Here is a 22,718-nt window from a genome sequence, read left to right on the forward strand (position 1 = left end):
CCGGGTCAGCGGGCGGGGCGGCCTGCCGCGTCGATGAGCGCCGTCTCCTCGTCCGTCAGCCGCAGCGTGCCCGCCGCCACGTTGTCGACCAGGTGCTCCGGATCGCCCGTCCCCGGGATGGCGAGCACATGGTCGCCCTGGGCGAGCGTCCACGCGAGCCGCACCTGTGCGGGTGAGACGCCGTGGGCGGCCGCGACGGCGAGCACGGCGTCGCTCTCGGCACCTCCTGCGTCCGGCCCGCGCTCGCGGCCCCCGCCGGCGATGGCGAAGAAGGGCACGAAGGCGATGCCCCGGGCACCGCACTCCCGCAGCAGGCCGTCGCTGTCGCGGGCGTCGACGCCGTAGCGGTTCTGGACGCACACCACGGGGGCGATGTCCTGCGCCTCCGCCAGGTGCTCCGGACGGACGTTGGAGAGCCCGAGGTGGCGGACGAGCCCGGCGTCGCGCAGCTCAGAGAGGGCGCCGAAGTGCTCGGCGACGGAAGTGCCGCCCATGAAGCGGAGGTTGACCAGGTCGAGGTGGTCGCGGCCGAGCTGCCGCAGGTTCTCCTCGACCTGGCCGCGCAGTTGGTCGGGACGGGCGGCGGTGGCCCACTCCCCGGACGCGTCCCGTGCGGGCCCCACCTTGGTGGCGATGACAAGATCCCGCGGGTACGGCGCCAGCGCCGAGTTGATGAGCTCGTTGGCCGAACGCAGCCGTGAGAAGTAGAAGGCGGCGGTGTCGATGTGGTCGACGCCGAGTTCGACGGCGCGGCGCAGCACGCCGATCGCGCGGTCTCGGTCGCTGGGCGTACCGAGGTGGAAGGCGGCGCTGCCGGTCAGCCGCATCGCGCCGAAGCCGATCCGGTTGACCTTCATGTCGCCGAGGAGCCAGGTGCCGGCGGCGGCCGCGGAGATCCTGTCAGTGGTCATGGGTGACTGATTCCTTTCGCCGCTCCGGAGTATCCCCCGGCGCCTGACACTGCAGGACAGCGGCGGGGTGTCCGCTGCCGTGGCCACTGCCGTGCCCATTGCCGCCCGTGAACCCCGGTGCGGGACAGTGACGGCGCTTGCTGCCTCCCTTTTGGACTTGAACGATTCAGTGCGCGACGGGGAGGAACATACGCGGCGGCGTCCGCCGCGACAAGACGCCGGGCACCGGAAGCCGCTCCGCCAGCTCCTGGGGTGGATCCCCGACGTCCTGATGCCCCTTCTCCAGCCATTTGTGACGGTCCGTCGGGGACGTGACCCCACGTCCCTTGGAATGCCCGGCGGCCCTTGACGGTCTCCGCGAAGTCACCCTAGGTTGCCGCTGGCTCTAAAAACGATTCATTCGCTCTCAGGCCAGTGGCCGGGCATCGGGCTGCCCGGCAACCGCGTTCCACGGCCGCATACCGCCGGACAGCCGCCGACCGGTGGTACTCCTCCGTGCCCGGAAGGAGTTCCGAGAATGTCCGCACCACACCCCTCCCAGCCGTCCCGCAGGAATGTGCTGACCGCCGGCGCCGCCGCGGCCGCGACCCTGTCGGTGGCGGCCCAGGCCGTCCAGGCGGTCCCCGCCGCCGCCGCGCCGAGTGCCCCCGAGCCGCCGGTCGCCGACCGGAGCGGGCCGGCGCCCGCCGCGCGTCCGAGGCTCGCCCCGCTGCCGCTGTCCGCGGTACGCCTGCTGGCGAGCCCCTTCCTCGACAACATGCGTCGCACCAGCGCCTATCTGCGCTTCGTCGACGTCGACCGGCTCCTGCACACCTTCCGCCGCAACGTCGGACTGCCCTCGTCCGCCGAGCCCTGCGGCGGCTGGGAGGCCCCCGACGTCCAGCTGCGCGGCCACACCACCGGGCACCTGCTGTCCGCGCTCGCCCAGGCCCACGCCGGCACCGGCGAACAGGTCTATGCCGACAAGGCCCGCGTCCTCGTCGCCGCGCTCGCCGAGTGCCAGGCCGCCTCGCCCGGCGCCGGGTTCCACGACGGATACCTGTCCGCCTTCCCCGAGTCCGTCTTCGACAGCCTGGAGGCGGGCGGCAAGCCCTGGGCGCCGTACTACACCCTGCACAAGATCATGGCCGGGCTGCTCGACCAGTACACCCTCAGCGGCGACGAGCAGGCCATGACCGTGCTCCTGGGGATGGCCGCCTGGGCGGACGCGCGCACCGCGCCGCTGCCGTACGAGCGCATGCAGTCCGTGCTCAAGGTGGAGTTCGGCGGGATGAACGACGTCCTGACCCGGCTCCACCTCCTCAGCGGCGACCCCGCGCACCTGCGCACCGCCCGCCGCTTCGACCACGAGGAGCTCTACGCGCCGCTCGCCGCCGGACGCGACGAACTCGCCGGCCGCCACGCCAACACCGAGATCGCCAAGATCGTCGGCGCGCCGTACAGCTACGAGGCCACCGGGGACCGCCGCTACCTCGACATCGCGCGCACCTTCTGGCGCACGGTCGTGGAGCACCACACGTACGCCATCGGCGGCAACTCCAACCTGGAGTTCTTCGGGCCCCCGGACGAGATCGTGAGCCGTCTGTCGGAGAACACCTGCGAGAACTGCAACAGCTACAACATGCTCAAGCTCGGCCGGCAGCTGTTCCTGCACGAACCGTCGCGCACCGCCTACATGGACCACTACGAGTGGACCCTGTACAACCAGATGCTCGGCGAGCAGGACCCCGACTCCGAGCACGGCTTCGTCACCTACTACACCGGGCTGTGGGCCGGTTCGCACCGGCAGCCCAAGGGCGGGCTGGGGGCGGCACCCGGCAGCTACAGCGGTGACTACGACAACTTCTCCTGCGACCACGGCACCGGCCTGGAGACCCACACCAAGTTCGCCGACACCATCTACTTCCGGTCCGCCGACGCGCTCTACGTCAACCTCTTCATCCCCTCCGAGGCGGACTGGCGGCCCCATGGGGCGACGGGCAAGGTGACGATCCGTCAGCACGCCGTCTCCGCGGACACCGTGCGGATCACCGTCGCCGAGGGCGGCGGCCGCTTCGCGCTCAAGGTCCGGATACCGGGCTGGCTGGCGGACGGCCCGGGACGGCCCCGGGTCCGCGTGGCCGGACACCCCTACACCGGCCGCGTCGAGCCCGGCAGCCACCTCACCCTCGACCGGCGCTGGCGGGCCGGGGACACCGTCGAACTCACCCTGCCCCGCGAACCCGTGTGGCGCCCCGCGCCCGACAACCCGCAGGTGCGCTCGGTGTCGTACGGGCCGCTCGTGCTGGCCGGCACGCACGGTTCGGCGGAACTGACGACGATCCCGGAGATCCGGCCGGAAACCCTGCGCCCCGTGCGCGGCGCCGACGGCGTGTTCACCGCCGAGGCGGACGGCGGCGCGATCACCCTCAAGCCGTTCCACCAGGTCCACCACGAGAACTACAGCGTCTACTGGGCCGTCGCCCCCCGCCCCGGCCGCGAAGGCGACGTGGCCCGCTACCCCCTCGACGAGGGCGCCGGGAGCACCTCCTCCGACACCACGCGCACGTTCGCCCCCGCCGCGCTCACCGCGGGTGCCTCCTGGACCGCGGACGGACCGGGCGGCCGGGCCGCCGTCGCCCTCGACGGGGCCGGGGGCCATGTCGCACTGGCCCCTGCGCTGCCCGCCGGGCTGTCCGAACTGACCGTCAGCATGTGGGTGCGGGTGGACGTCCTGGTCAACTCCGCCCGCGTCTTCGACCTCGGCTACCACAAGGACACCTACCTGTTCCTCACCCCGCGCACCGGCGCGGGACGCGCCCGGGCGGCCCTGAAGATCGCCGGCATGGAGGCCGAGGACGTCGTCGACGCCGCCGGCCCGCTGCCCGCCGGCCGCTGGGCGCACGTCGCGCTCACCCTCGGCGACCGCACCGGCGTCCTCTACGTCGACGGCGCCGAGGCCGGCCGCAACCCCGCGATGGCCGCGAGCCCGCTGCTGCTCGGCACGACCACGCACAACTACCTCGGCCGCTCGCAGAACCCCACGCACCCCTACCTCACCGGTGCGGTCGCCGGCTTCCGGCTGCACAACCGCGCCCTCGCGCCCGCCGACGTCGCCGCCCTCGCGACCCCCTGACACGGCCGACGAGAGCGCCAGGGCCCGACCTCCCGCCCTCCCCCCCCGCCCTCCCGCCTTCCCCCGCCCTCACCTCACGGAGTACCGCCATGCCTGAATTCCCCCTGTCCAGACGCCGTTTCGTGGCCGCCGCGGGAGTGACCGGAGCCGCGCTGGCGTCCGGCCTGCCCCTCCCCGCGTACGCCGCGCAGCAGCACCACGGCGCGGCGGAGGCGACCTGGTCGCCCGCACGCTTCGCCGACCCCGCCAAGGACAGCCGCCCGACGGTCTACTGGTACTGGAACGGCCCCGTCACCCCGGAGCTCGTCGACACCCAGATGGCCGACCTGCGGGACAAGGGGATGTACGAGGTCGTCCTCTTCCCCTTCGACAACGCGGAGATGCAGCCGGTCTTCTTCACCGAGGAATGGTTCGCGATCGTCGGTCACGTCCTGGAGACCGCCGAGAAGACCGGCATGCGTGTGTGGATCTTCAACGACGACCACTTCCCCAGCGGCCGCTCCGGCGAGTACATCGTCAAGGGTGGCCAGGTCGGCTCACGCACCTACCCGCCCCGCCCCGACCTGCGGCTGAAGGCCCTGTGGCGGTCCAGCACCGTCGTCTCCGGCCCCGCCACCGTGGACCTGCGCACCACCACGGGCGTCGGCGTGGACACCACCTCGCTGGTCGCCGACGCGGCCGTCCTGGGCGGCGCCGCCGTGCTGCGCGGAGGAGAGGAGTGGCACGACTACACCGTCACCGGCAGCGCCCGCGCCGACCAGGTGGCCGCCGGACTCGTCGTACGGGCCGCCGCCGACGGAGGCGCGGGCTACGCCGTCGAGTTCGACCAGACCGGCGTCGTCACCGTCTCGCTCCTCGCGAAGGACCGCGACCCCGTCGAACTCGCCCGCTCCACCCGCACCGACGGCTTCAACAAGACCAAGTTCCACACCCTCGCCGTCACCGTCAGCGGCTCCACCCTGACCGTGACCCTCGACGGCAAGGCCAAGGGCACCGTCACCGACACCACGCACCCCGCCGGGGGCGTCGGCGTCCGCGCCACCGGGACGCAGCGCGCCCTGTGGGCGAGCCTGGTCGTGACCGCCGCCGACGGCACCGCCCTCCACACCAGGACGGCCTTCGACGACCCCGCCGCCGCAGGCGACTTCCCGGCCCGGATCGCGCCCGCCGGCGCCGCGGCACCCGTCGCGGCCGCCGCCCGCCCTGTCGGTGCCACCTCCGGCGACCAGCTCGTCGAACTCACCGGGGAACTCGGCGACGGCGGCACCTGGCGCGTCCCCGAGGGCGACTGGCTGATCGACGTGTTCGGCGGCACCCCGCTGGTCGACGACTCCCAGGGTTACAGCCGCAGTTACGTCGACCTCCTCGACGACGAGCCGGTCGAGCTCTTCCTCGACATCGTGCCCGGCGAGTACCACCGCAGGTTCGCCCGCTACTTCGGCAACGTCATCCCCGGCTTCTGGGACGACGAGCCGTTCTTCGCCTCCGCCGAGGCCCACTTCAAGCGCCTCCCGTGGTCGCCCACCCTGGCCGCCGCCCTGCGCAGGACGGGCACCGAGCCCGGCACGGCCTACGCGACGGCCTTCGACGACCTCGGCCGCACCGGCCGTATCACCCGGGGCCGCTACTGGCAGGCCGTCTCGGACCGCTTCGCCGGCTACTTCCGCAAGCAGTCACAGTGGTACGAGAAGCGCGGCGTCGCGCTCATCACCAACCCGCTGTACGACGAGACCTCGCCCTCCAAGCGGATCGTCTCCACCGGCGACCTGCACAAGGTCCACCAGTGGGCGCAGGTGCCCGGCGGCGACATCATCACCGCCGAGTACGTGGCCGGACAGCCCACCATGATCCCCCGCAACCCGGTGAGCGTCGCCCACCAGATGGGCCGCGACCGGGCGCTGCTGGAGTGCTTCGGCAACATGGGCTGGCAGGTCGCCCCGGACTTCGTGCGCGCCCTGGTCGGCGCGAACGCCGCCCGCGGCGTCAACCTCACCGTGCTGCACGCCCTGTGGACCGACGAGCAGCGCGTCTTCTTCCCGCCGCCGTTCGGCCCGCGCGCGCCCTGGTGGTGGGCGATGGAGCCGATCGCCGACTGGATCGGCCGCGTCATGGAGGTCGCCCGCGGCACCTCCGGCGCCCGCACCGCCCTGATCCAGCCGCAGCGCGCCGCCGAGCAGTGGGGCGGCACCACCCGGCAGGGCGAGGTCGACGGCGCCTTCACCGACGCCGCGTACGCGCTGGAGAGCGCGCAGGTCGACTTCGACCTCGTCCACGAGGGCGCCCTGTCCGGGGACCCGGAACTGCTCGCCCACGCCCGCGTCCACCAGGGACGGCTCGTCGTCGGCGAGGCGGGCTACGACCTCGCCGTCCTCCCCGTCACCCCGACCCTCGACGCCGCCGCAGTCGCGCGCCTCGACGCCTTCGCCCGGCAGGGTGGCACCGTCGTCGCCGTCGGCACCCTTCCCCAGGAGGACGCCGACGGCCGCGACCGCACCCTGGAGCGGGCACTGACCGCCCTCTTCGGCGACGCCGTCCCGGGCAGCCGCCGCGTCGGCGCGGGAACCGCCGTCCGCGTCGCCGGCACCGCCGACCTCGGGGACGCCGCGCGGGACGCAGGAGTCGCCGCGGCCGTCCTCGAACCGCAGGCGCCGGCCGTACGCGTGCTGCGCACCACCCGCGGCAAGGACGTCGCGTTCCTCCTCAACAACGAGAGCGCCGCGCCGGTCGACACCGTGGCCGTGCTCCCCGCCGACGGCGTCCCCGAACTCTGGGACCCCGTCACCGGCACCGTGCGCCCCGCGCCCGTCCACCGGCAGCAGAAGCACGGCGGCGTCCGCCTGCCGCTGCGGCTCGCCCCGTACGAGACCCTCGCCGTCGTGGTCCGCGCCGGCGGCAAGGCCCGGCCGCACCTCACCGACAGCACCCTGCCCGCCGCGTCCATCGCCTCCGTCACCGCCACCGGACAGACCCTGCGCGTCACCGCCGTCCTCGACGCCCCCGGCGACCACGTCCTCACCGGCACCGACGGCGGCCGCACCTACCGGGGCACGGTGAGCGTCACCGACCCGCTCGCGCCCGTCCCCGTGGCCGGCGACTGGACGCTCACCCTGCAGCGCGCCGGGGCCACCCCCGTCACCGGCCCGCTCGGCAGCTGGACCGCCGTGGAACCGCTGTTCTCCGGCAGCGGCGTCTACACCACCGAACTCGTCCTGGACGCCGGCACCCTCGACGGCCGCGGATTCCGCCTCGACCTCGGCCAGGTCAGGGAGGTCGCCCAGGTCACCGTCAACGGCACCGAGCTGCCCCCGCTGCTGTGGACCCCGTACACCGCCGATGTGACGGACCTGCTGCGCGCGGGCCGCAACACCCTGACGGTGCGGGTGTCCAACACCCTCTCGAACGAGCGCAACAAGCCCCTGCCGTCCGGCCTCCTCGGCCCGGTGACCCTGCGGCCGTACCGCGAGGTCACCGCCACCCTGCGCCGGATCTGACGTGCCGTCCACCGCGGCGCCCGACCCGCAGCACCCGCCCATCGAACCGCCGTCAAGGAGCACCCGCATGCCCCGACCCCCGCGCAGAGGAGTCCGGCGCAGCCCGGCCCTCGCCGTCGCGACCGGTCTCACCGCGCTCGTCACGATCCTGCCCACCGCCGTCACCGCGGAGGCCGGCGCCCCCGCGTCGCTGACCGCGACCACCCTGCGCACCCAGAAGCTCAGCCAGGCCCTCGGCATCGACGACACCACCCCCGAACTGAGCTGGGCCCTCACCGGCCGCTCCGCGGGGCTCGTCCAGACCGCCTACCGGGTCCAGGCCGCGACCTCGCCCACCAGGCTCCGGCAGGGCCGCCCCGACCTGTGGGACTCCGGCAAGGTCGGTTCCGACGTCCCGCGGACCGTCTACGCGGGCAAGGAACTCGGCTCCCGCACCCGCGTCTACTGGCGCGTCATGCTCTGGTCCGCCACGGGCTCGCACGGCGCGGGCCACGCCGCCGACTGGAGCGCGCCCGCGTCCTTCGAGACCGGCCTCACCAAGAGCGGCGACTGGCAGGCCGACTGGATCACCAACGCCGACTGGCAGCTCGGCAAGCGCCAGATCACCCCCGTGGTCGTCAAACTGCCCCGTACCACCGCCCGTTACCTCCGCCTCGACGTCACCCGCCTCGGCCTGCCCCTGCAGGAGAACTTCCCCGACCGCACCTGGCGCCTGCAGCTCGGCGAGATCGACGTGCGCGACGATGCCTCCGGCACGACCGGCCTCGCCAAGGGCGCCGCCGTCACCGCCTCGGAGTCCAACACCCTCCGCAAGACCTGGGAGCCGGCCCTCGCCGTGGACGGGCTGCCCAACAGCGCCCTCCAGACCGCCGCCGGCTATTCCAGCGCCGCGCACACCGGGCCGGACGTCGCACAGCAGCCCGTGACGCTCACCCTCGACCTGAAGTCCGCGAAGACCTTCGACGAGGTCGCCCTCTACCCCCGCGCCGACGTCCTCACCGACGACGGCCGCGTCCCCGGCTTCCCCACCGACTACACCCTCGCCACCGCCGACACCCCCACCGGGCCCTTCACCCAGGCCGCCGCCGTCACCGGGCAGCAGCCGCCGAAGCCCTGGCTGCCGTCCGGACTGCCGCTGTTCACCAAGGACTTCGCCCTGCCGAAGCACGTGCGCAGCGCCCGCCTGTACGTCTCGGGCCTCGGCATCTACGACGCCACCATCAACGGCAGGCAGGTCGGCGACGCCGTCCTCGAACCCGCCAACACCACCTTCACCAAGCGCGTCCAGTACGCCACCTACGACGTCACCGACCTGCTGCGCACCGGCGGCAACACCGTCGGCGTCTCCCTCGGCAACGGCATCTCCAACGTCGTCAGCACCGCGGACCGCTACCGCAAGCTCTACGGAAACATCAGCGACCCCAAGCTGATCGCCCAGCTGGAGGTCACGCTCGCCGACGGCACCGTCCGCCGTATCGGCAGCGGCGACGACTGGCGCACCACGCTCGGCCCCACCACCTCCTCCAACTGGTACGGCGGCGAGGACTACGACGCGCGCCGCGCCGTCCCGCACTGGGACGAGCCCCGCGGCAGCCGCGCCGGCTGGGACGAGGCCGTCACCGTCGCCGGCCCCGGCACCGCCGACGCGCCCGCCACGCTCAGCGCCCGTGAGACCGAACCGATCCGGGTCGTGGAGACCCTCACCGGCAAGGAGGTGCCCGGCGCCGAGGGCAGCCGCGTCTTCGACCTGGGCAGGAACATCGCCGGCTGGCCCGAGGTCACGGTGACGGCACCCGCCGGCACCACCGTCCGCATCCTGCCCGCCGAGAGCCTGAAGGACGGTCACGCCTTCCAGTCCATCAGCAACGTCGGCGGGCCCCTGTGGGACAGCTACACCACCGGCGGCTCCGGAGCCGAGACCTGGCACCCCGAGTACGGCTACCACGGCTTCCGCTACCTGGAGCTCAAGGGCCTGCCCGCCGGGGCCACGGTGACCGTCCGCGGCAAGGTCCTGCACACCGACAACACCTCGGCCGGTGACTTCACCAGCTCCGACGACCTCGTCAACGGCATCCACTCCATCATCCGCCGCTCCATCGAGGGCAACATGATGAGCGTCCTCACCGACTGCCCGAGCCGCGAGAAGCTCGGCTGGCTGGAGCAGAACCAGCTCGTCTTCCCCACCCTCGCCGCGAACTACGACATGGAGTCCCAGCTCCGCAAGATCGTCCGTGACATGTCCGACGGCCAGACGCCCGAGGGCCTGATCACCTCCACCACCCCGGAGTACACGGCCCTGCCGGGCGGTTACCGCAACGACTCCAACTGGGGCGGTGCTTTCGTCCTCGTGCCGTGGCAGCTCTACACCACGTACGGCGACGAGCAGACCCTCGCCACGTACTACCCGCAGATGCGGAAGTACGTGACCTTCCTGGAGGAGAAGGTCTCCGGCGGCATCCTCGACTACGGCCTCGGCGACTGGTTCACCCCCGACACCACCTTCCCCCGCGCGGTGGCCGGCACCTACGGCTACTGGCGCGTCGTGGACGCGATGAGCCGCATCGCCGCACTCCAGGGCGACCAGGACGCCGCGGCCGAGTACCGGGCCAAGGCCGACGCCACCGCCAAGGCCCTCGCGGACAAGTACTACGACCCCGCGACCGGAACCTTCGGCGGCGGCGGGCACGGAGCGGAGGCCCTCGCCCTCGACATGGGCGCCGTCCCCGCCGACCAGCGCGACCGGTTGCTCGGCCACTTCGTCGCCGGTGTCGAGGCGGCCGGGTACCACCTCAACCTGGGGGAGATCTCGCTTCCCGCCGCCTTCCGGGTGCTCTCGGAGACCGGGCACGACGACGTCGTCGGCCGGATCGCCACCCAGACCACCAGCCCCAGCTACGGCTACCAGGTGCTGCACGGCAACACCACGCTCGGCGAGAGCTGGGACGGCGGGCCCGGCCAGTCGCAGAACCACTTCATGCTCGGCGCCATCGACGCCTGGTTCACCGCTCGCCTCGCGGGCATCCAGCAGGCGCCAGGCTCCATCGGCTACCGCGAACTCCTCGTGGACCCGGCCCTCGTGGCCGGCCTCACCTCCGCCTCCGGCTCGTACCGCACCCCCTACGGCACGGTCGGCACCGCGTGGCGCCTGGACGGGGACGCGTACCGGCTGCGGCTGACCGTGCCCGCGGGCACCACGGCCGAGGTGCACGTGCCGGTGACCTCAGGCGACGTGGCCGCGCCGAAGGGCGCCCGCCTCGTCCGCTCCGGTGACGGGGAGCGGGTCTACGAAGTGGGCTCGGGCGACTGGACGTTCACCTCGACCTACCGCGCCGGCGCCTGACCCGGCCGGTACGGCACGCCCCGGCCGGCCGCACCTCCCCATGCGGCCGGCCGGGGCGGCGGCGTTCAGCGGTCCTGGCGCTCGCGGTGGGGGGCCCAGCGGGCACCTCAGCGATCGATCACCCTAGGCGCGTTCGCCGGCCAGGACCCGGTGCCGACGATGTGCTTGACGAGCCCGAACGCCTCACTGAGGGGGACGGTGTCTTCGGCCGGGTACGCGTCGTGTTGCCCCTTGGACAGGACGAACCCTTCGCTGGATCCCACAGCCTCCGGGTCCACGGCATGCTCGCCGGGATCCCCTTCTCCTTCGAGCAGTATCACCATCGCGCGCTCGGTGTTCGTCACGAAGGCCAGCAATCGCCCGGACGAACTGGTCAGCCACGTCTCAAGCCGCATGCTGGCGATTCTCGACCGGAGGATCTCCACCACCGTCCCGGATTCCACGCGCGCAGGTTCGTCTTCATCGATCGCCCAGTGTTCAAGCACGAGCACGACGGTCTCACGGTCCGATCCAAGAGCCGGCGGCCCGGGGGAAGCGCTGCGCATGAGCCACCTCGCCCGGCCGGCGGGCAGCAGGCCCCGCCTACGCCCTGGCGGGCCGGGGCAGCAGTGACGCCGGGAGCAGGCCCAGGGCGGCGACCGCGGCGAGGAGGAGCAGGGTGGTGCCCATCGTGGCGCCCGGCACGCCCGCCGTTCCCGTCGTCCCGGCCGCGACCGCGATGCCCAGGGTCGGCCCGACGTTCATGGCCGTCTGCTTCAGGCCCCCGACGACCCCGGCGTACCCGGGCGGCGCGTCGCCCACGACGGAGGCGGTGGCCGTCACCATGACGGTCGCGAAGCCCGCGCCGAGCACCGCGAACGCGGCGGCCATGGCGGCCCACGCACCGCCCGTCCCGGACCGCGACAGCAGTGCGATGCCCAGGACGACCAGGAGCGTGCCGCAGACCGCGGTACGCCGCGGCCCGTACCGGCGCAGCGCGGCACCGGCGACGGGTGCGCCGAGCACCATGAGCGCCGTCAGCGGGAGCACCCTCAGGCCCGTGGCCAGCGGATCGAGACGCAGCGCGTCCTGCAGGTGGAACGTGGCCCGGAACAGGGTGCCGAACAGTCCCGCGGTCGTCACCAGCAGGATTGCGACGGACGCCGTCACGGGCACCGAACGGGCCACCGCACGGGGCACGTTGGGGTGCTTCGCACGCCGTTCGTACGCGACGAGCAGCGCGAGGGCCCCGGCCGCGGCGAGGAGTTCGAGCAGTGTCCCGGTTCCTGTCCACCCGCGCTCCGGGATGCCCGCCAGCGCGTGGACGAGGGCCGCCAGCGCCATCGCGAGCAGGGCGGCGCCGCCCAGGCCGACACGCCCTCCGCCGTCCGCCGGCCGTTCCGGCGCCGGCACCCGGACGGCGAGCGTGAGCGCGGCGATGGCGAGAGCGACGGGGACGTTGATCCAGAACACGGCGCGCCACCCCAGGTGCGCGACGACGAGTCCGCCGAGGACGGGACCGGCTCCCGCGGCCACCGCGAGCGCGCTCGTGCGAACGGCGATCGGCCTTCCCAGCCGGTCCTCGGGGTACGCCAGCCGCAGCAGCGCGAGCGTCGCGGGCTGCAGGAGCGCACCGAACACGCCCTGGGCCACGCGCAGCGCGATGACCCAGCCGACGCTGCCCGCGACGGCGATCCCGGCCGACGCCGCCCCGAAACCCAGCACCCCGGCGCAGAGCAGGCGCCGGTGGCCGTAGCGGTCCCCGAGCCGCCCCGACAGCACGAGCAGGGACGCCACCGCCACCAGGTAACCGGTGCTGGTCCACTGGACCTCGGCCACGCTCGCGCCCAGGTCGCGCTGGAGGCTGGGCTGTGCCACCAGCAGGACGCCGCCGTCCAGGGCGACGATCGCGGCGCCCGCGGCGCTCGCCGCGAGCGCGAGCCGCCGCCGCGCGGGAGAGATCACGCGGGCACCGGCCCGAGGTGGGCGTCGATGACCGCCGTGACGAGCTGCTCGTAGTGCGGCGACTCCGCGCCGGGGCCGTCTGCGCCCAGGACGACCTGGAGACTGCCCCAGGTCCACAGCTGGACGAGACCGTGCAGATTCGACCAGAGGGCCGCCGCCGTCACCGCGGCGGGCGGCGCGGCGGCGGCCGTGGCTGCGTCCTGCTCCGCCCGGCACCGGACGACGAGGTCGACGATGGCCCGGAACAGGGGCAGTGACGTCTCCCGCAGCCGCGGGCCGCCGTCCGCCTGCGGCGCGCCGTCCAGCAGGTCGTGTCGGAACATCAACTCGAACATGCCGCGGTGGTCCAGCGCGTACCCGACGTACGAGCGGGCGGCGGCCGCCAGTTGGGCACGCGGTGCGTCCGCGCCGGCGGTCGCGGTCGCGAACCGCGCGTGCAGGTCCTCGAAGCCGCGCCGGGCGATCGCCGACAGCAGGGAATCGTGCGTGGGGAAGTGGCGCCGCGGAGCGCCGTGCGACACCCCCGCACGCCGGGCGATCTCGCGCAGCCCCACCGACGCGGTGCCCCCGGCCAGCACGAGGTCCACGCCGGCATCGACAAGTCGCTCCCGCAGGGAGCCGCCATCCGTCATGGGGGAGTGTCTACCAGCCGGGCGTAGACACTGTCTACGCCCGGCAATTGGTCCGGACGGATGCGGCACATCGCCCTGGAGCCACAGTGGGCGCGCGCCGAGCGGGTCTGGCGTCGCGCCGAGTCCGCGCCAGAACTGCCGGGCGGCAGCGGCGCTTAAGGCCGGTTCCGCGGGCCACCGCCCCCGCGCCGACCACTTACCGCCAGGCGTGGCGATTCATCTGCGGGCGTCCTGTCGCGTGGGCAGCCCGGTCGGCCGTCCCCGGTCACGACAGCCGCCGGAAGACGATGACGTCGGTGGTTCCGTCCGTCAGGAACCAGACTCCGGCGCTGATCAGCAGGAAGCTGGACGGCACCGTGGCGACGGGGCCGAGCCAGAGCCGACCCGCGAGTACACCTGCTGCCCCGAACAGGAGCAGCGCGCGGTTCACCGGCCTGAGCGGCGGATGATTCTCGGCGGCCGAGGCCCATTTGCTCGACACCCAGACAGCGGCGGCCAGCGACAGGGCCACCAGGCCGCCGGGCAAGGCCAGATCCTTGATGGTGGCGAGCAGTTGTGATGCGACTCCGAGGGCGAGCGCTGCCAGGCCGGATCCGGCCTTCACCAACCCGAGCCACGGCTGCGACGGTTCGGCCACCCACTGCCTCCGCCCTGTCGCCACGAGTCGCTGTCATGCTGCCTCAGCCGAACGGCATTGTCGATGTGCGCCGAGAGCGCCGAACTGTGCTTGCGCGCATCGCCGGTCGCGGTGGCCGCGCCGGCCATGGGTGGTACGACCCGCACGTTCGCTCACACCTCTTTCCGGTGCGCGGTCACGGTGAGGGTCACGTATGTCTCGCCCGGAGCCGGTGGGCGTGTCCACGATCGGGTCCGGAAGGTGTGCAGACGTCCCCGGGTCAGCGCGAAGCGCGGCAGCGACACCCCGAACTCCTCGGCCACGGCGCGGAGCGCCCGCAGTTCGCCCTCCCGGTGGAAGTCCTCCGGCGTGAACAGCCGCCCGGGCCCGAATGCCTCCGGGACGTGCCCGCTGCTGCGCACCTGGGTCGGTCGTACCGTGAACGCCCATCGCTCCTCCCCGGCCTCGGCCATGGACAGGTGGAACACGTCCGGCGTCCCGTCGAACCGTGTACCGGGGGCGCTCCAGACGACGAGCGCGCGGCCCGTGCCGGACGCGGCCGCCGCCGGGGAAACGAAGCGCTGGTCGGCGAAACCGCCCGGCCTTCCGTCGAAGGCGAAGCTCCAGCCGTCCCCGGCGCTGCCGACGGCCACCAGTGCCCTGTCCTCGTGCGAGGAGTGCGACCGGCCCCACCACATGGCCGACGATTGAAGCATCACCGGTTCCTGGAGCCCGCCGCCCTCCGAGTCGCCCAGGCGGGCCGGCAGCTCCGCGGGCGCCACTCCCTCCACCAGGACGAAGCGGTACCCCCGTTCGTACTCGGGCTGGGCGGCGAGCCAGGCCAGGCCGTCCGGTTCGGCTTCGGCCTCCGGGGCCGGTGCCTCGCCCGGCTCACCGGCACGGGGGGTCGACAGGATCAGCCGTCCGCGTGCCTCCGTGATGACGGGAGCGAGAACCGGGTCCGCCAGCAGGCCGACGGGGGCGAGGTGGTCCGGTCCGAGCGGGGTCCACTCGGGGAGCGCACGGGCCAGGACGCGCCACGCGGTGTCCGTACGGCCCCAGCGGGCGTGCTCGCGCGCCTCGTCCACGGCACGTCCGAACACGCCGGCGGCGGTGTACCGGAACGCCCCGTCGCGGGTCCGTTCCACGAGGGCGTCCCCCGCCCGGCGGGCCTCGTCCGTCGCGCCGCGCATCCGGAAACCCCATGACGCCTCGTCGTGCGAGGAGCGGACGTGCTCCATGGCCAGCAGCGGCAGCAACTCGGCGCCGTACACCGGGTGCAGGGCCAGGCCCGCGAAGTCCGCGAGGTCACGGCGTCCCAGGATCCACCGGAGCTGGTCGAGCAGCGGCTTCGCCCGTGGCCGGCCGAACTCCTCGGCCCGCGCGAGGACGGCCTCGGCCCGGGCGTACCGTCCGGCCAGCGCATCGCTCCTGGCCGTCTCGATGTCCGCGTCGAGCGCCTCGGTCGTGGCGTTGACGAACTCCCGGCCGGAACGCTCGCCCCCGTGCACCGACAACTGGTGGAACTCGGCGTACATGGCCTCCATGAACTCCCGGAACGACGCGTGGCGTTCGGGGAGGTCACCGGACCATCCCTTGTAGTGGGAGACGGCCCACTCCCCGTCCTCGTCGACGTCGCCCGGGTCCATGAGGACGTAGGTGATGTCGGATTCCACGTCCAACTGCAGTGCCCGGGACCACATTCCGGCACGCATCACCTCCTCGGGCGTCGAGTCCTCGTCCAGGTCGTCTTCATAGAGCTCCGCGAAGCCGACCTCGTCCTCGAACCAGCGCGCCCCCTGTGTGCCGGCCAGCAGCGAGACGAACCCGCCCGCGTGCCGCCAGCCGTCCGTCACCTCCAGGAACGCCCGGTAGGACGGCGGCAGCCGGCGCCCCAGCCGCCGCTCGGCCTCCGCTATGCGTTCCGGGCTCGCGGGGGCGAAGCCCAGCCAGCGTGCGCGCAGGGCGTGCGCCTCGTCATCGGGGGGAGACGCGTCGGGGTCCTGGGCGTCGGCCCACTCCCCGCTCCAGCGTGCGAGGAAGGACCGCCAGTCGAAGTCGGTGTCCGTCACCCGTCGATCCTGACATGCGGCACCGACAACGCCCTCTGCCGGTTCCGGTCCCGTACGGGTGTCGGAGACCTGGGTCATGCCGTTGGCGGGGCGTCGGGAGGGTTCGGTGGCCTCCGAGACCGCGCGACTTCGTGCCGCCCGCGGATCGCCGCGTGGTCGCTCACCGGCCGCCCTCCGCCCCCTCCCGCGCGCCGGAGAACTCGGCGCGCACGGCGTCAGTGTGCTCGCCCAGCGCCGGCACCGGCCCCATCAGGGCCTCGCGTCCGCGTACCGTCACCGGTGGCAGCAGCCCGCGCAGGGGGCCGGAAGGAGTGTCGAACTCCCGCCAGCGGTCGCGGACTTCGAGCTGCGGATGGGCCGCGAACTCCGCGACCGACCGCAGCCTCGCGGTCGCGATCCCCGCGCCGTCGAGGCGCTCCAGGGCCTCGTCCGCCCCGAAGGCCGCGAAGTGCTCCTCGATGATCGCGGTGAGCTCGTCGTCGTGGATGTGGCGCAGCGGATTGTCCGCGAAGCGCGGGTCGCGGACCAGTTCGGGCCGCTCCAGCACCTTCTCGCACAGGGCGACCCAGTCCCGGTCGCTCTGCACGCTGATGAAGACCTCCCCGCCGTCGCCCGCACGGTAGTGGCCGTACGGCGAGATCGACGGATGCCGGGCGCCGCTGCGGGCCAGCGGCGCGCTCCCGTACAGGCCGTGGAAGAGCGGCTGCCCCAGCCACTCGCCGAGCGCGTCGAGCATCGCCACGTCGAAGGCGCTGCCCTCGCCGGTGCGTTCACGCTCGTACAGGGCGGTCAGGACACCGGTGTACGCGTACATCCCGGCCGCGACGTCGGCGATGGAGATCCCGGCCCGCGCAGGGCTCTCCGGCGTGCCCGTGAGCGACACGAGCCCCGACTCGCACTGCACCAGCAGGTCGAACGCCTTCTTCGCCGCGTAGGGGCCGTCGTCGCCGTAACCCGACACGCCGCACCAGATCAGCCGCGGGTGCCGCGCGCGCAGCGCCTCCGCCCCCAGGCCCAGCCGCTCGGCGGCGCCGGGGGCGAGGTTCTGCACGAAGACGTCGGCCTCGGCCAGGATCCGGTCCAGCAGCGCCCGGTCGGCGTCCTGCTTGAGGTCCAGGACCACGCTCTCCTTGCCGCGGTTGCACCAGACGAAGTACGCCGACTGGCCCCTGGCCGCCCTGTCGTAGTCCCGCGCGAAGTCGCCGCCCGACCGCTCGACCTTGATCACCCGGGCGCCGAGGTCCGCGAGTTGACGGGTCGCGAACGGCGCGGCGACGGCCTGCTCCACGGAGACGACGGTGACGCCCTCCAGCGGCTGCCGTTCCGTCTGTCCCTCCGACCGCCGCTCCGACTGCTGCTGCGAGGGCTGCTGTGATGGCTGCAAGGTCGCGCTCCTGGTCTGCGTGCGGACGGGAACGTTCACAGGTCCACGGTCGTGCCCAGTCCCTCCGCGCGGGCCACGGCGTGGACGACGTGGGCGGCGGCCACATCCAGCGCCGCGTGCCCCGTGGACTTGAAGAGGGTCAGCCCGTCACCCCCGCCGCGGCCGGGGTGGTCACCGGCGAGCACCGAGCCGAGCAGGACGACCTCGCGGCCGGGGGAGAGGCCCTGCAGTTCATGGGCCCCGGCCGGGGGAGGGGAGCCCGCCGCGCCGGGCCACTCGGCGAACAGGGCGGCGTCCCTGACGGTGTCGGCGTCGATCTCGGGCCCGTGGGAGCCGCCGACCGAGCTCACGTGCGTGCCCGGCGCGAGCCACGAGCGGCGTACGACCGGACGCGTGGCCCCGGTGCAGCAGAAGACGACGTCGGCCCTGCCCACGGCCGCCTCGACGCCGTCCGCCACTCGCGCCCCGGGGTGCAGGGCAGCGGCCTCGCGGGCGCCCCCGGCATCCCGGCCGGCCACGAGGACCTCCGCGGCCGGGTGGAGTTCCGCCAGCAGGGCGATCTGGGCGCGGGCCTGGGCCCCGGTGCCGACCACGGTGTGGCGCAGCGCCCCCGGACGGGCCAGCACCCGCGCCCCGAGCGTGGCCGCCGCGGCGGTGCGCACGGCCGTCAGCGACTCGGCGTCCATCAGGGCCAGCGGGCGTCCGTCGTGCTCGTCGAACAACGCGACCATGCCCCGGTGCGCACTGCGCCCGGGGCGCGCCGGATCGCCGAAGACCGACACCAGCTTCGCCGCCAGGCCCAGCCCCGGCACATGGCCCGGCATCGCGCCCAGCAGCCCGGCCGGGGTGCGCGCCGCGATCCGCGGCGGCGCCGACACCTCGCCGCGGCTGATCGCGACGAGGGCCGTGGCCACGGCGTCCACGACGCGGCGCGTGTCGAGCGCGGCCCGGGTCTGCGCCCGGTCCAGGACGAGGACACCGTTCATGCCGTACCTCCCTGAGGATCGGTCAGGATGCGCCGGAGCCGCTCGCCGGCGTCGCGCAGCGCCTGCTCCAGGGCGGGCAGGCGGGCCTCCTCGAACTCCGCGTCCGGCCCGACGACGGTCAGCGCGCAGACGGGCGCGCCCGGGCCGGGTGTCACGGCGCCGCTGATCGAGGAGACCAGCTTCTCGTTGCGTCCGCGCTCCACGGCGATCCCCGTCCGCTCGGTGCGCGCGATGTCCGCCAGCAGCCCCGCGTCCCCGTCCAGCGGGTACCCGTCGTCCTCCGCGGGACGCAGATAGGGGGCGCGGGCCGCCGGGTCGAGTGCCGCGACCAGTGCCAGCGGCCCCGCGAATCGGTGCACAGGCAGCGCCTCGCCCAGCAAGTGGCTGATCATGGCGAGCCGTTCCGGCCGGACGACGTCGATCACCCGCGCCCGGTCGGTCTCCAGCACCTGCAGGTTGACCATCATCCCCGTGACGTCGGACAAGTCCCGCAGCACCGGGCGGGCCAGGGCGGTCAGCGAGTTCCCCGCCGCGGCGGCCGACATCCGCAGCACGGCGGTGCCGGGCAGGTAGCGGTCCCCGGCCCGCAGCACCCAGCCCCTGCGCACCAGGTCCAGCAGGATCCGGTAGGCCGTCGCGCGGTGCAGGCCGACCTCGCCGGCCAGATCCGTCAGGCGGACGGGACGCGGCGCGCGGGTGACGGCCTCGACCAGGTCGAGCGCCTTGTCCACCGCGGTACGCGGGGCCTCGGGCATCGCGGCCACTCCTTCTCGTTCCGCGGCGGCTGCAGTACAGTACCGATCGTTTCGTCAGACGATACAGATGTTACGTGGTATGCAACAGCCGAGGTGAGCATGGCCGACCAGTCCCAGGGCGCCCCCACTCCCTACGCGGCGCCCGCCGCGGGCACGGCCGCGGTCTACCGCGGCGCGACCCTCTTCGACGGCACCGGCAGCCCGCCCCGGTCCGGGACCACGATCGTCACCGACGGACAGACGATCACGGCGGTCGCGCCCGACGCCGACCTCGCCTCCCGGCTCCCCGGCGACGCCGAGGTGTTCGACCTCGACGGACGCTTCGTCATCCCCGGGCTGATCGACACCCACCAGCACCTCGCCACCCCGCCCGACCGCCCCGCGGCCGAGGCGGCACTGCGCCGCCACGTCTACAGCGGCATCACCGCCGTCCGGGACATGGCCGACGACCTGCGGCAGATCGGCGACCTCGCCCGCGCCACCCTCGTCGGTGAGATCCCCGGCCCCGACATCCGCTACGCCGCCCTGATGGCCGGCCCCGGCTTCTTCGACGACCCGCGCACCCACCAGGTCTCCCAGGGCGCCGTGCCCGGCGAAGTGCCGTGGATGCAGGCCGTCACCACCGCCACCGACCTGCCGCTGGCCGTCGCCATGGCCCGCGGCACCTACGCCGCCGCGATCAAGGTCTACGCGGACCTCGACGCCGACCTGGTCGCCGCCGTCACCGCCGAGGCCCACCGTCAGGGCATCCCCGTCTGGGCCCACGCCACCGTCTTCCCCGCGACCCCCGGCCAGGTCGTCGCCGCCGGTGTCGACACCGTCTCCCACGTCACCCTGCTCGCCTTCGAGGGCACCCCCGACGGGCTCACCAGCTACAAGGCCAAACCCACGGTCGATCACGCCCGTTTCGCCGCGGGGGACGACCCGCACCTGGACCGGCTCTTCGCCGCCATGCGCGCGCGGGGCACCGTCCTGGACGCCACCGCCGCCATGTGGGAGAGCGACGAACTGGCCGGCGAGGGCCCCGAGGACGCCGCCCGGGCCCGCGCCAACAGCGAACTCGCCGCCGCCGTCACCGCCCAGGCCCACCGGGCGGGCGTCGCCCTCTCCACCGGCACCGACCACGAGACCGCCCCCGGGGCGCCCTTCCCCGCCCTCCACGACGAACTCGCCTTCCTCGCCGGACGCTGCGGCATCCCCACCGCGGACGTCCTCCGCTCCGCCACGCTCATCGGCGCCCGCGCCGCCGGCGCCGAGGCCGTCATGGGCAGCGTCGAGCCCGGAAAACTGGCCAACTTCGCCGTCCTGGACGAGGATCCGCTGCGCGACATCGGCAACCTGCGCAGCGTCACGCTGACCGTCAAGCGCGGACACCGCTTCGACCGCGCCGAGTTCGAGGACCGCCGGTGAACGGCCTGCCCGTGATCGTCAACGCACTGGGTCAGCTGGACAACCCCAACGCCCCCACCTCCGCCGAGGCCGCCGCCCACCTCAACCCCTCCGGCGACCAGCTCACCATCGACGCCCGCGCCCTCGCCGAACACGCCGCCCGGCGCCGCGAGGCGGGAGTCGGCGCGGCGGGCGAGCGCGCGGACACCTACCCCTTCGTCGTCGACCTGCGCGGCGTGGACCAGTTCCGCGAACTCGTCCGCCTGCTGGAACGCCGCGGCTACCGCTCCGAGCGCATCGAGAAGGTCCTCGGCGGCAACTTCCTGGCCTACGCCTCCCGCGTCTGGGCGTAGCCTCCCCTGGGACCGATGGCGGGGCGGGCGCCCCGGCACGCCCACCGCATCCCCGGGAGAGCGCACGGTGACCTCACAGCAGCCCCTCGCCTACGAGGCCTTCGTCGCGATCGCCGCGGCCGATCCCGCCGTCGTCGGCCTCGTCCTCAAGGGTTCACGAGCTCACGAGGGCATGACCACCGATCACTCCGACCACGACCTGTACGTCGTGATCGCCGACGGCGCGACGACGGATCTCAGGCGCTTCGCCGGGCACCGCACCACGGAACTCGACCTGGTCATCGTCTCCCTGGAGGAGTTCCGCGCCGTCGGAATGCCGGGGTTCGAGCGTTACGCCCTCGCCCGCGCCCGGATCGTGCTCGACCGGCTCGGGGGAGAGGTCGCCCGGATCGTGGCCGCCAAAGCGCACCTCGACGCCGACGAGGCGTCCCGGGCCGCCGGTCTGTGGCTCGACGCCTACGCCAACTCCCTCTACCGTTCGGTCAAGAACGACCGCGACGGACACGCGCTCGCGGCACGGCTCGACGCCGCCGACAGCGTCGGGTTCCTGTTGGAACTGCTCTTCGCCCTCGACCGGCGCCCCCGCCCGTACAACAAGTACCTGGAGTGGGAACTCGCCCGGTATCCGCTGCCCGGCTGGGACACCCGTGTGCTGCTCGACGCCGCGGACGCCGTCTCGGCGACGGGGGACGTGTCCGCGCAGCGGGAGCTCTTCGCCCGCGTCGAGGCGGTGGCCCGCCGCGCCGGGCACGGCGCTGTGCTGGACGCGTGGGGCGAGGACCTGGCGCTGATGCGTCCGCGGGAGGCGTGACAGGGGCCCCGACCGTGCCGGGGCCGGGAGGGGTCCGGGCTCGGGTGTGACCGGACCGGGTTGACATTCGCGTCGGGGCGCGTATGTACTTGACGAGGCAAGTATCTGACTCCCGGGCCGCCGCCGCGTGCCCGCACCGCGCCCCGGGGTCCGCCGCGGATCGTGTTTTCCCACCAGGAAGAGCAGATGAGCACCGACAACGCCGTGCCGATGGCCAACGTCAAGGAGATGCACGTCGTGCACACCATGTTCCGGCGGGAGTTCGGGCTCACGCCCGCACTCGTGCGGGGCGTCGCCGACGGGGACCTGACGCGCACCCGCATCGTGGCCGAGCACATCGACATCATGCTCTCCGCGCTGACCGGCCACCACGAAGGCGAGGACATCGGGTTGTGGCCCCGGCTCCTGGAGCGGGTGAGCGGTGAACTCGCCCCATTGGTGCACGTGATGGAGGAGCAGCACGAGCGATTGCACGCCGTCTGCGACGAACTCGCCGGGGCGGTCCGGAGCTGGCGGGTCAGCGGTGACCTCGTGCGGGGGAAGGAGGTCGCCGAGATCGCCGACCGGCTGAACCGCATCGCGTTCGAGCACATGCAGCTCGAGGAGGAGTCGATCCTGCCGTTGGCCGAGAAGCACATCACGGCCGCGGAGTGGGCCGAACTCGGGCGCCACGGCACGTCCAGGACGTCCCCGGACCGGTTGGACCTCCAGTTCGGGATGACCCTCTACGAGGGCGACCCCGCCGTGATGAAGGGGCTCCTGAAGGGCGCGCCGCTGCGTGTCCGCGTGCTCATGCCGATGCGGTGCCGCCGCCGGTACCGCGCCTACGCCAGGCAGCTGCACGGCACGGCCACGCCGCCCCGTGTCGGACGGCGCGGCTGAACGGAACGCCCGGGCCTGCCGCCGGGCGGCTGCCGGG

At 73.7% G+C, this 22,718-nt stretch carries 16 protein-coding genes; 7 read left to right on the plus strand and 9 right to left on the minus strand.

The genetic code is table 11. The annotated features are described in order from the left end of the window. Window positions 1–5: 5 nt before the first annotated feature. Window positions 6–911 (minus strand): oxidoreductase, encoded by a 906-nt coding sequence (locus CHF15_RS22040; RefSeq protein WP_089225570.1) that lies wholly within the window; start codon window positions 909–911, stop codon window positions 6–8. Window positions 912–1,428: 517 nt separating this feature from the next. On the opposite strand from CHF15_RS22040, the gene CHF15_RS22045 reads away from it, so the two are divergent. The 3 genes from CHF15_RS22045 to CHF15_RS46420 all read left to right on the plus strand — a co-directional run bounded on the left by CHF15_RS22045 (window position 1,429) and on the right by CHF15_RS46420 (window position 10,857). Beyond that, window positions 1,429–4,026, plus strand: coding sequence for a glycoside hydrolase family 127 protein (locus tag CHF15_RS22045; RefSeq protein ID WP_089225571.1), 2,598 nt, complete (start codon window positions 1,429–1,431; stop codon window positions 4,024–4,026). A gap of 89 nt (window positions 4,027–4,115) precedes the next feature. After that, on the plus strand, window positions 4,116–7,517 hold the full coding sequence (locus tag CHF15_RS22050; RefSeq protein ID WP_089225572.1) for a glycosylhydrolase-like jelly roll fold domain-containing protein: 3,402 nt from the start codon (window positions 4,116–4,118) through the stop codon (window positions 7,515–7,517). A 67-nt stretch (window positions 7,518–7,584) separates the two neighbouring features. Continuing rightward, complete coding sequence (locus CHF15_RS46420) at window positions 7,585–10,857, plus strand: family 78 glycoside hydrolase catalytic domain (RefSeq protein WP_089225573.1); 3,273 nt, start codon at window positions 7,585–7,587, stop codon at window positions 10,855–10,857. Between the two features lie 107 nt (window positions 10,858–10,964). Here the strand turns inward: CHF15_RS46420 and CHF15_RS22060 are convergent, their stop codons facing one another. The 8 genes from CHF15_RS22060 to CHF15_RS22095 all read right to left on the minus strand — a co-directional run bounded on the left by CHF15_RS22060 (window position 10,965) and on the right by CHF15_RS22095 (window position 19,246). After that, the gene (locus CHF15_RS22060) at window positions 10,965–11,402 is read right to left on the minus strand and encodes a hypothetical protein (protein WP_245938958.1); all 438 of its coding nucleotides are present in this window, start codon (window positions 11,400–11,402) and stop codon (window positions 10,965–10,967) included. A 37-nt stretch (window positions 11,403–11,439) separates the two neighbouring features. Next, window positions 11,440–12,801, minus strand: coding sequence for an MFS transporter (locus tag CHF15_RS22065; protein ID WP_179279903.1), 1,362 nt, complete (start codon window positions 12,799–12,801; stop codon window positions 11,440–11,442). Next, a complete protein-coding gene (locus tag CHF15_RS22070) occupies window positions 12,798–13,433 on the minus strand; it encodes a TetR/AcrR family transcriptional regulator (RefSeq protein WP_089225574.1) in 636 nt (211 codons plus the stop codon). The genes CHF15_RS22065 and CHF15_RS22070 overlap by 4 nt, the downstream gene beginning before the upstream one ends. Before the next feature lie 265 nt (window positions 13,434–13,698). Next, window positions 13,699–14,070 (minus strand): hypothetical protein, encoded by a 372-nt coding sequence (locus CHF15_RS22075; protein ID WP_089225575.1) that lies wholly within the window; start codon window positions 14,068–14,070, stop codon window positions 13,699–13,701. 152 nt (window positions 14,071–14,222) lie between these two features. Continuing rightward, entirely contained in the window at window positions 14,223–16,121 is a 1,899-nt protein-coding gene (locus CHF15_RS22080) for an SMI1/KNR4 family protein (protein WP_089225576.1), read from the minus strand. 160 nt (window positions 16,122–16,281) lie between these two features. Further along, window positions 16,282–17,433 carry a CaiB/BaiF CoA transferase family protein gene (locus CHF15_RS22085; RefSeq protein ID WP_089225632.1) on the minus strand — a complete coding sequence of 384 codons (1,152 nt, stop codon included), beginning with the start codon at window positions 17,431–17,433 and terminating at the stop codon, window positions 16,282–16,284. Window positions 17,434–17,540: 107 nt separating this feature from the next. Further along, on the minus strand, window positions 17,541–18,491 hold the full coding sequence (locus tag CHF15_RS22090) for an ornithine cyclodeaminase family protein (RefSeq protein WP_089225577.1): 951 nt from the start codon (window positions 18,489–18,491) through the stop codon (window positions 17,541–17,543). Next, window positions 18,488–19,246, minus strand: coding sequence for an IclR family transcriptional regulator (locus CHF15_RS22095; protein ID WP_089225578.1), 759 nt, complete (start codon window positions 19,244–19,246; stop codon window positions 18,488–18,490). Before CHF15_RS22095 ends, CHF15_RS22090 begins: the two co-directional genes overlap by 4 nt. A gap of 99 nt (window positions 19,247–19,345) precedes the next feature. Between CHF15_RS22095 and CHF15_RS22100 the strand changes: the two genes are divergently transcribed. The 4 genes from CHF15_RS22100 (at window position 19,346) to CHF15_RS22115 (ending at window position 22,681) form a co-directional block, all read left to right on the plus strand. After that, the gene (locus CHF15_RS22100; RefSeq protein WP_089225579.1) at window positions 19,346–20,656 is read left to right on the plus strand and encodes an amidohydrolase family protein; all 1,311 of its coding nucleotides are present in this window, start codon (window positions 19,346–19,348) and stop codon (window positions 20,654–20,656) included. Then, window positions 20,653–20,988 (plus strand): membrane dipeptidase, encoded by a 336-nt coding sequence (locus tag CHF15_RS45795; protein ID WP_245938959.1) that lies wholly within the window; start codon window positions 20,653–20,655, stop codon window positions 20,986–20,988. The genes CHF15_RS22100 and CHF15_RS45795 overlap by 4 nt, the downstream gene beginning before the upstream one ends. A 67-nt stretch (window positions 20,989–21,055) precedes the next feature. Continuing rightward, window positions 21,056–21,799, plus strand: coding sequence for a hypothetical protein (locus CHF15_RS22110; RefSeq protein WP_089225580.1), 744 nt, complete (start codon window positions 21,056–21,058; stop codon window positions 21,797–21,799). Window positions 21,800–21,985: 186 nt separating this feature from the next. After that, window positions 21,986–22,681 (plus strand): hemerythrin domain-containing protein, encoded by a 696-nt coding sequence (locus tag CHF15_RS22115; protein ID WP_089225581.1) that lies wholly within the window; start codon window positions 21,986–21,988, stop codon window positions 22,679–22,681. Window positions 22,682–22,718: the final 37 nt, after the last annotated feature.

This window comes from Actinacidiphila glaucinigra (assembly GCF_900188405.1).
GTDB classification, from domain to species: domain Bacteria; phylum Actinomycetota; class Actinomycetes; order Streptomycetales; family Streptomycetaceae; genus Actinacidiphila; species Actinacidiphila glaucinigra.

Bases quoted from the DNA above. Each gene is read 5' to 3' on its own strand.
- CHF15_RS22040 (WP_089225570.1), bottom strand. From the start codon at position 911: ATGACCACTGACAGGATCTCCGCGGCCGCCGCCGGCACCTGGCTCCTC.
- CHF15_RS22045 (WP_089225571.1), top strand. From the start codon at position 1,429: ATGTCCGCACCACACCCCTCCCAGCCGTCCCGCAGGAATGTGCTGACC.
- CHF15_RS22050 (WP_089225572.1), top strand. From the start codon at position 4,116: ATGCCTGAATTCCCCCTGTCCAGACGCCGTTTCGTGGCCGCCGCGGGA.
- CHF15_RS46420 (WP_089225573.1), top strand. From the start codon at position 7,585: ATGCCCCGACCCCCGCGCAGAGGAGTCCGGCGCAGCCCGGCCCTCGCC.
- CHF15_RS22060 (WP_245938958.1), bottom strand. From the start codon at position 11,402: ATGCGCAGCGCTTCCCCCGGGCCGCCGGCTCTTGGATCGGACCGTGAG.
- CHF15_RS22070 (WP_089225574.1), bottom strand. From the start codon at position 13,433: ATGACGGATGGCGGCTCCCTGCGGGAGCGACTTGTCGATGCCGGCGTG.
- CHF15_RS22090 (WP_089225577.1), bottom strand. From the start codon at position 18,491: ATGAACGGTGTCCTCGTCCTGGACCGGGCGCAGACCCGGGCCGCGCTC.
- CHF15_RS22095 (WP_089225578.1), bottom strand. From the start codon at position 19,246: ATGCCCGAGGCCCCGCGTACCGCGGTGGACAAGGCGCTCGACCTGGTC.
- CHF15_RS22100 (WP_089225579.1), top strand. From the start codon at position 19,346: ATGGCCGACCAGTCCCAGGGCGCCCCCACTCCCTACGCGGCGCCCGCC.
- CHF15_RS22115 (WP_089225581.1), top strand. From the start codon at position 21,986: ATGAGCACCGACAACGCCGTGCCGATGGCCAACGTCAAGGAGATGCAC.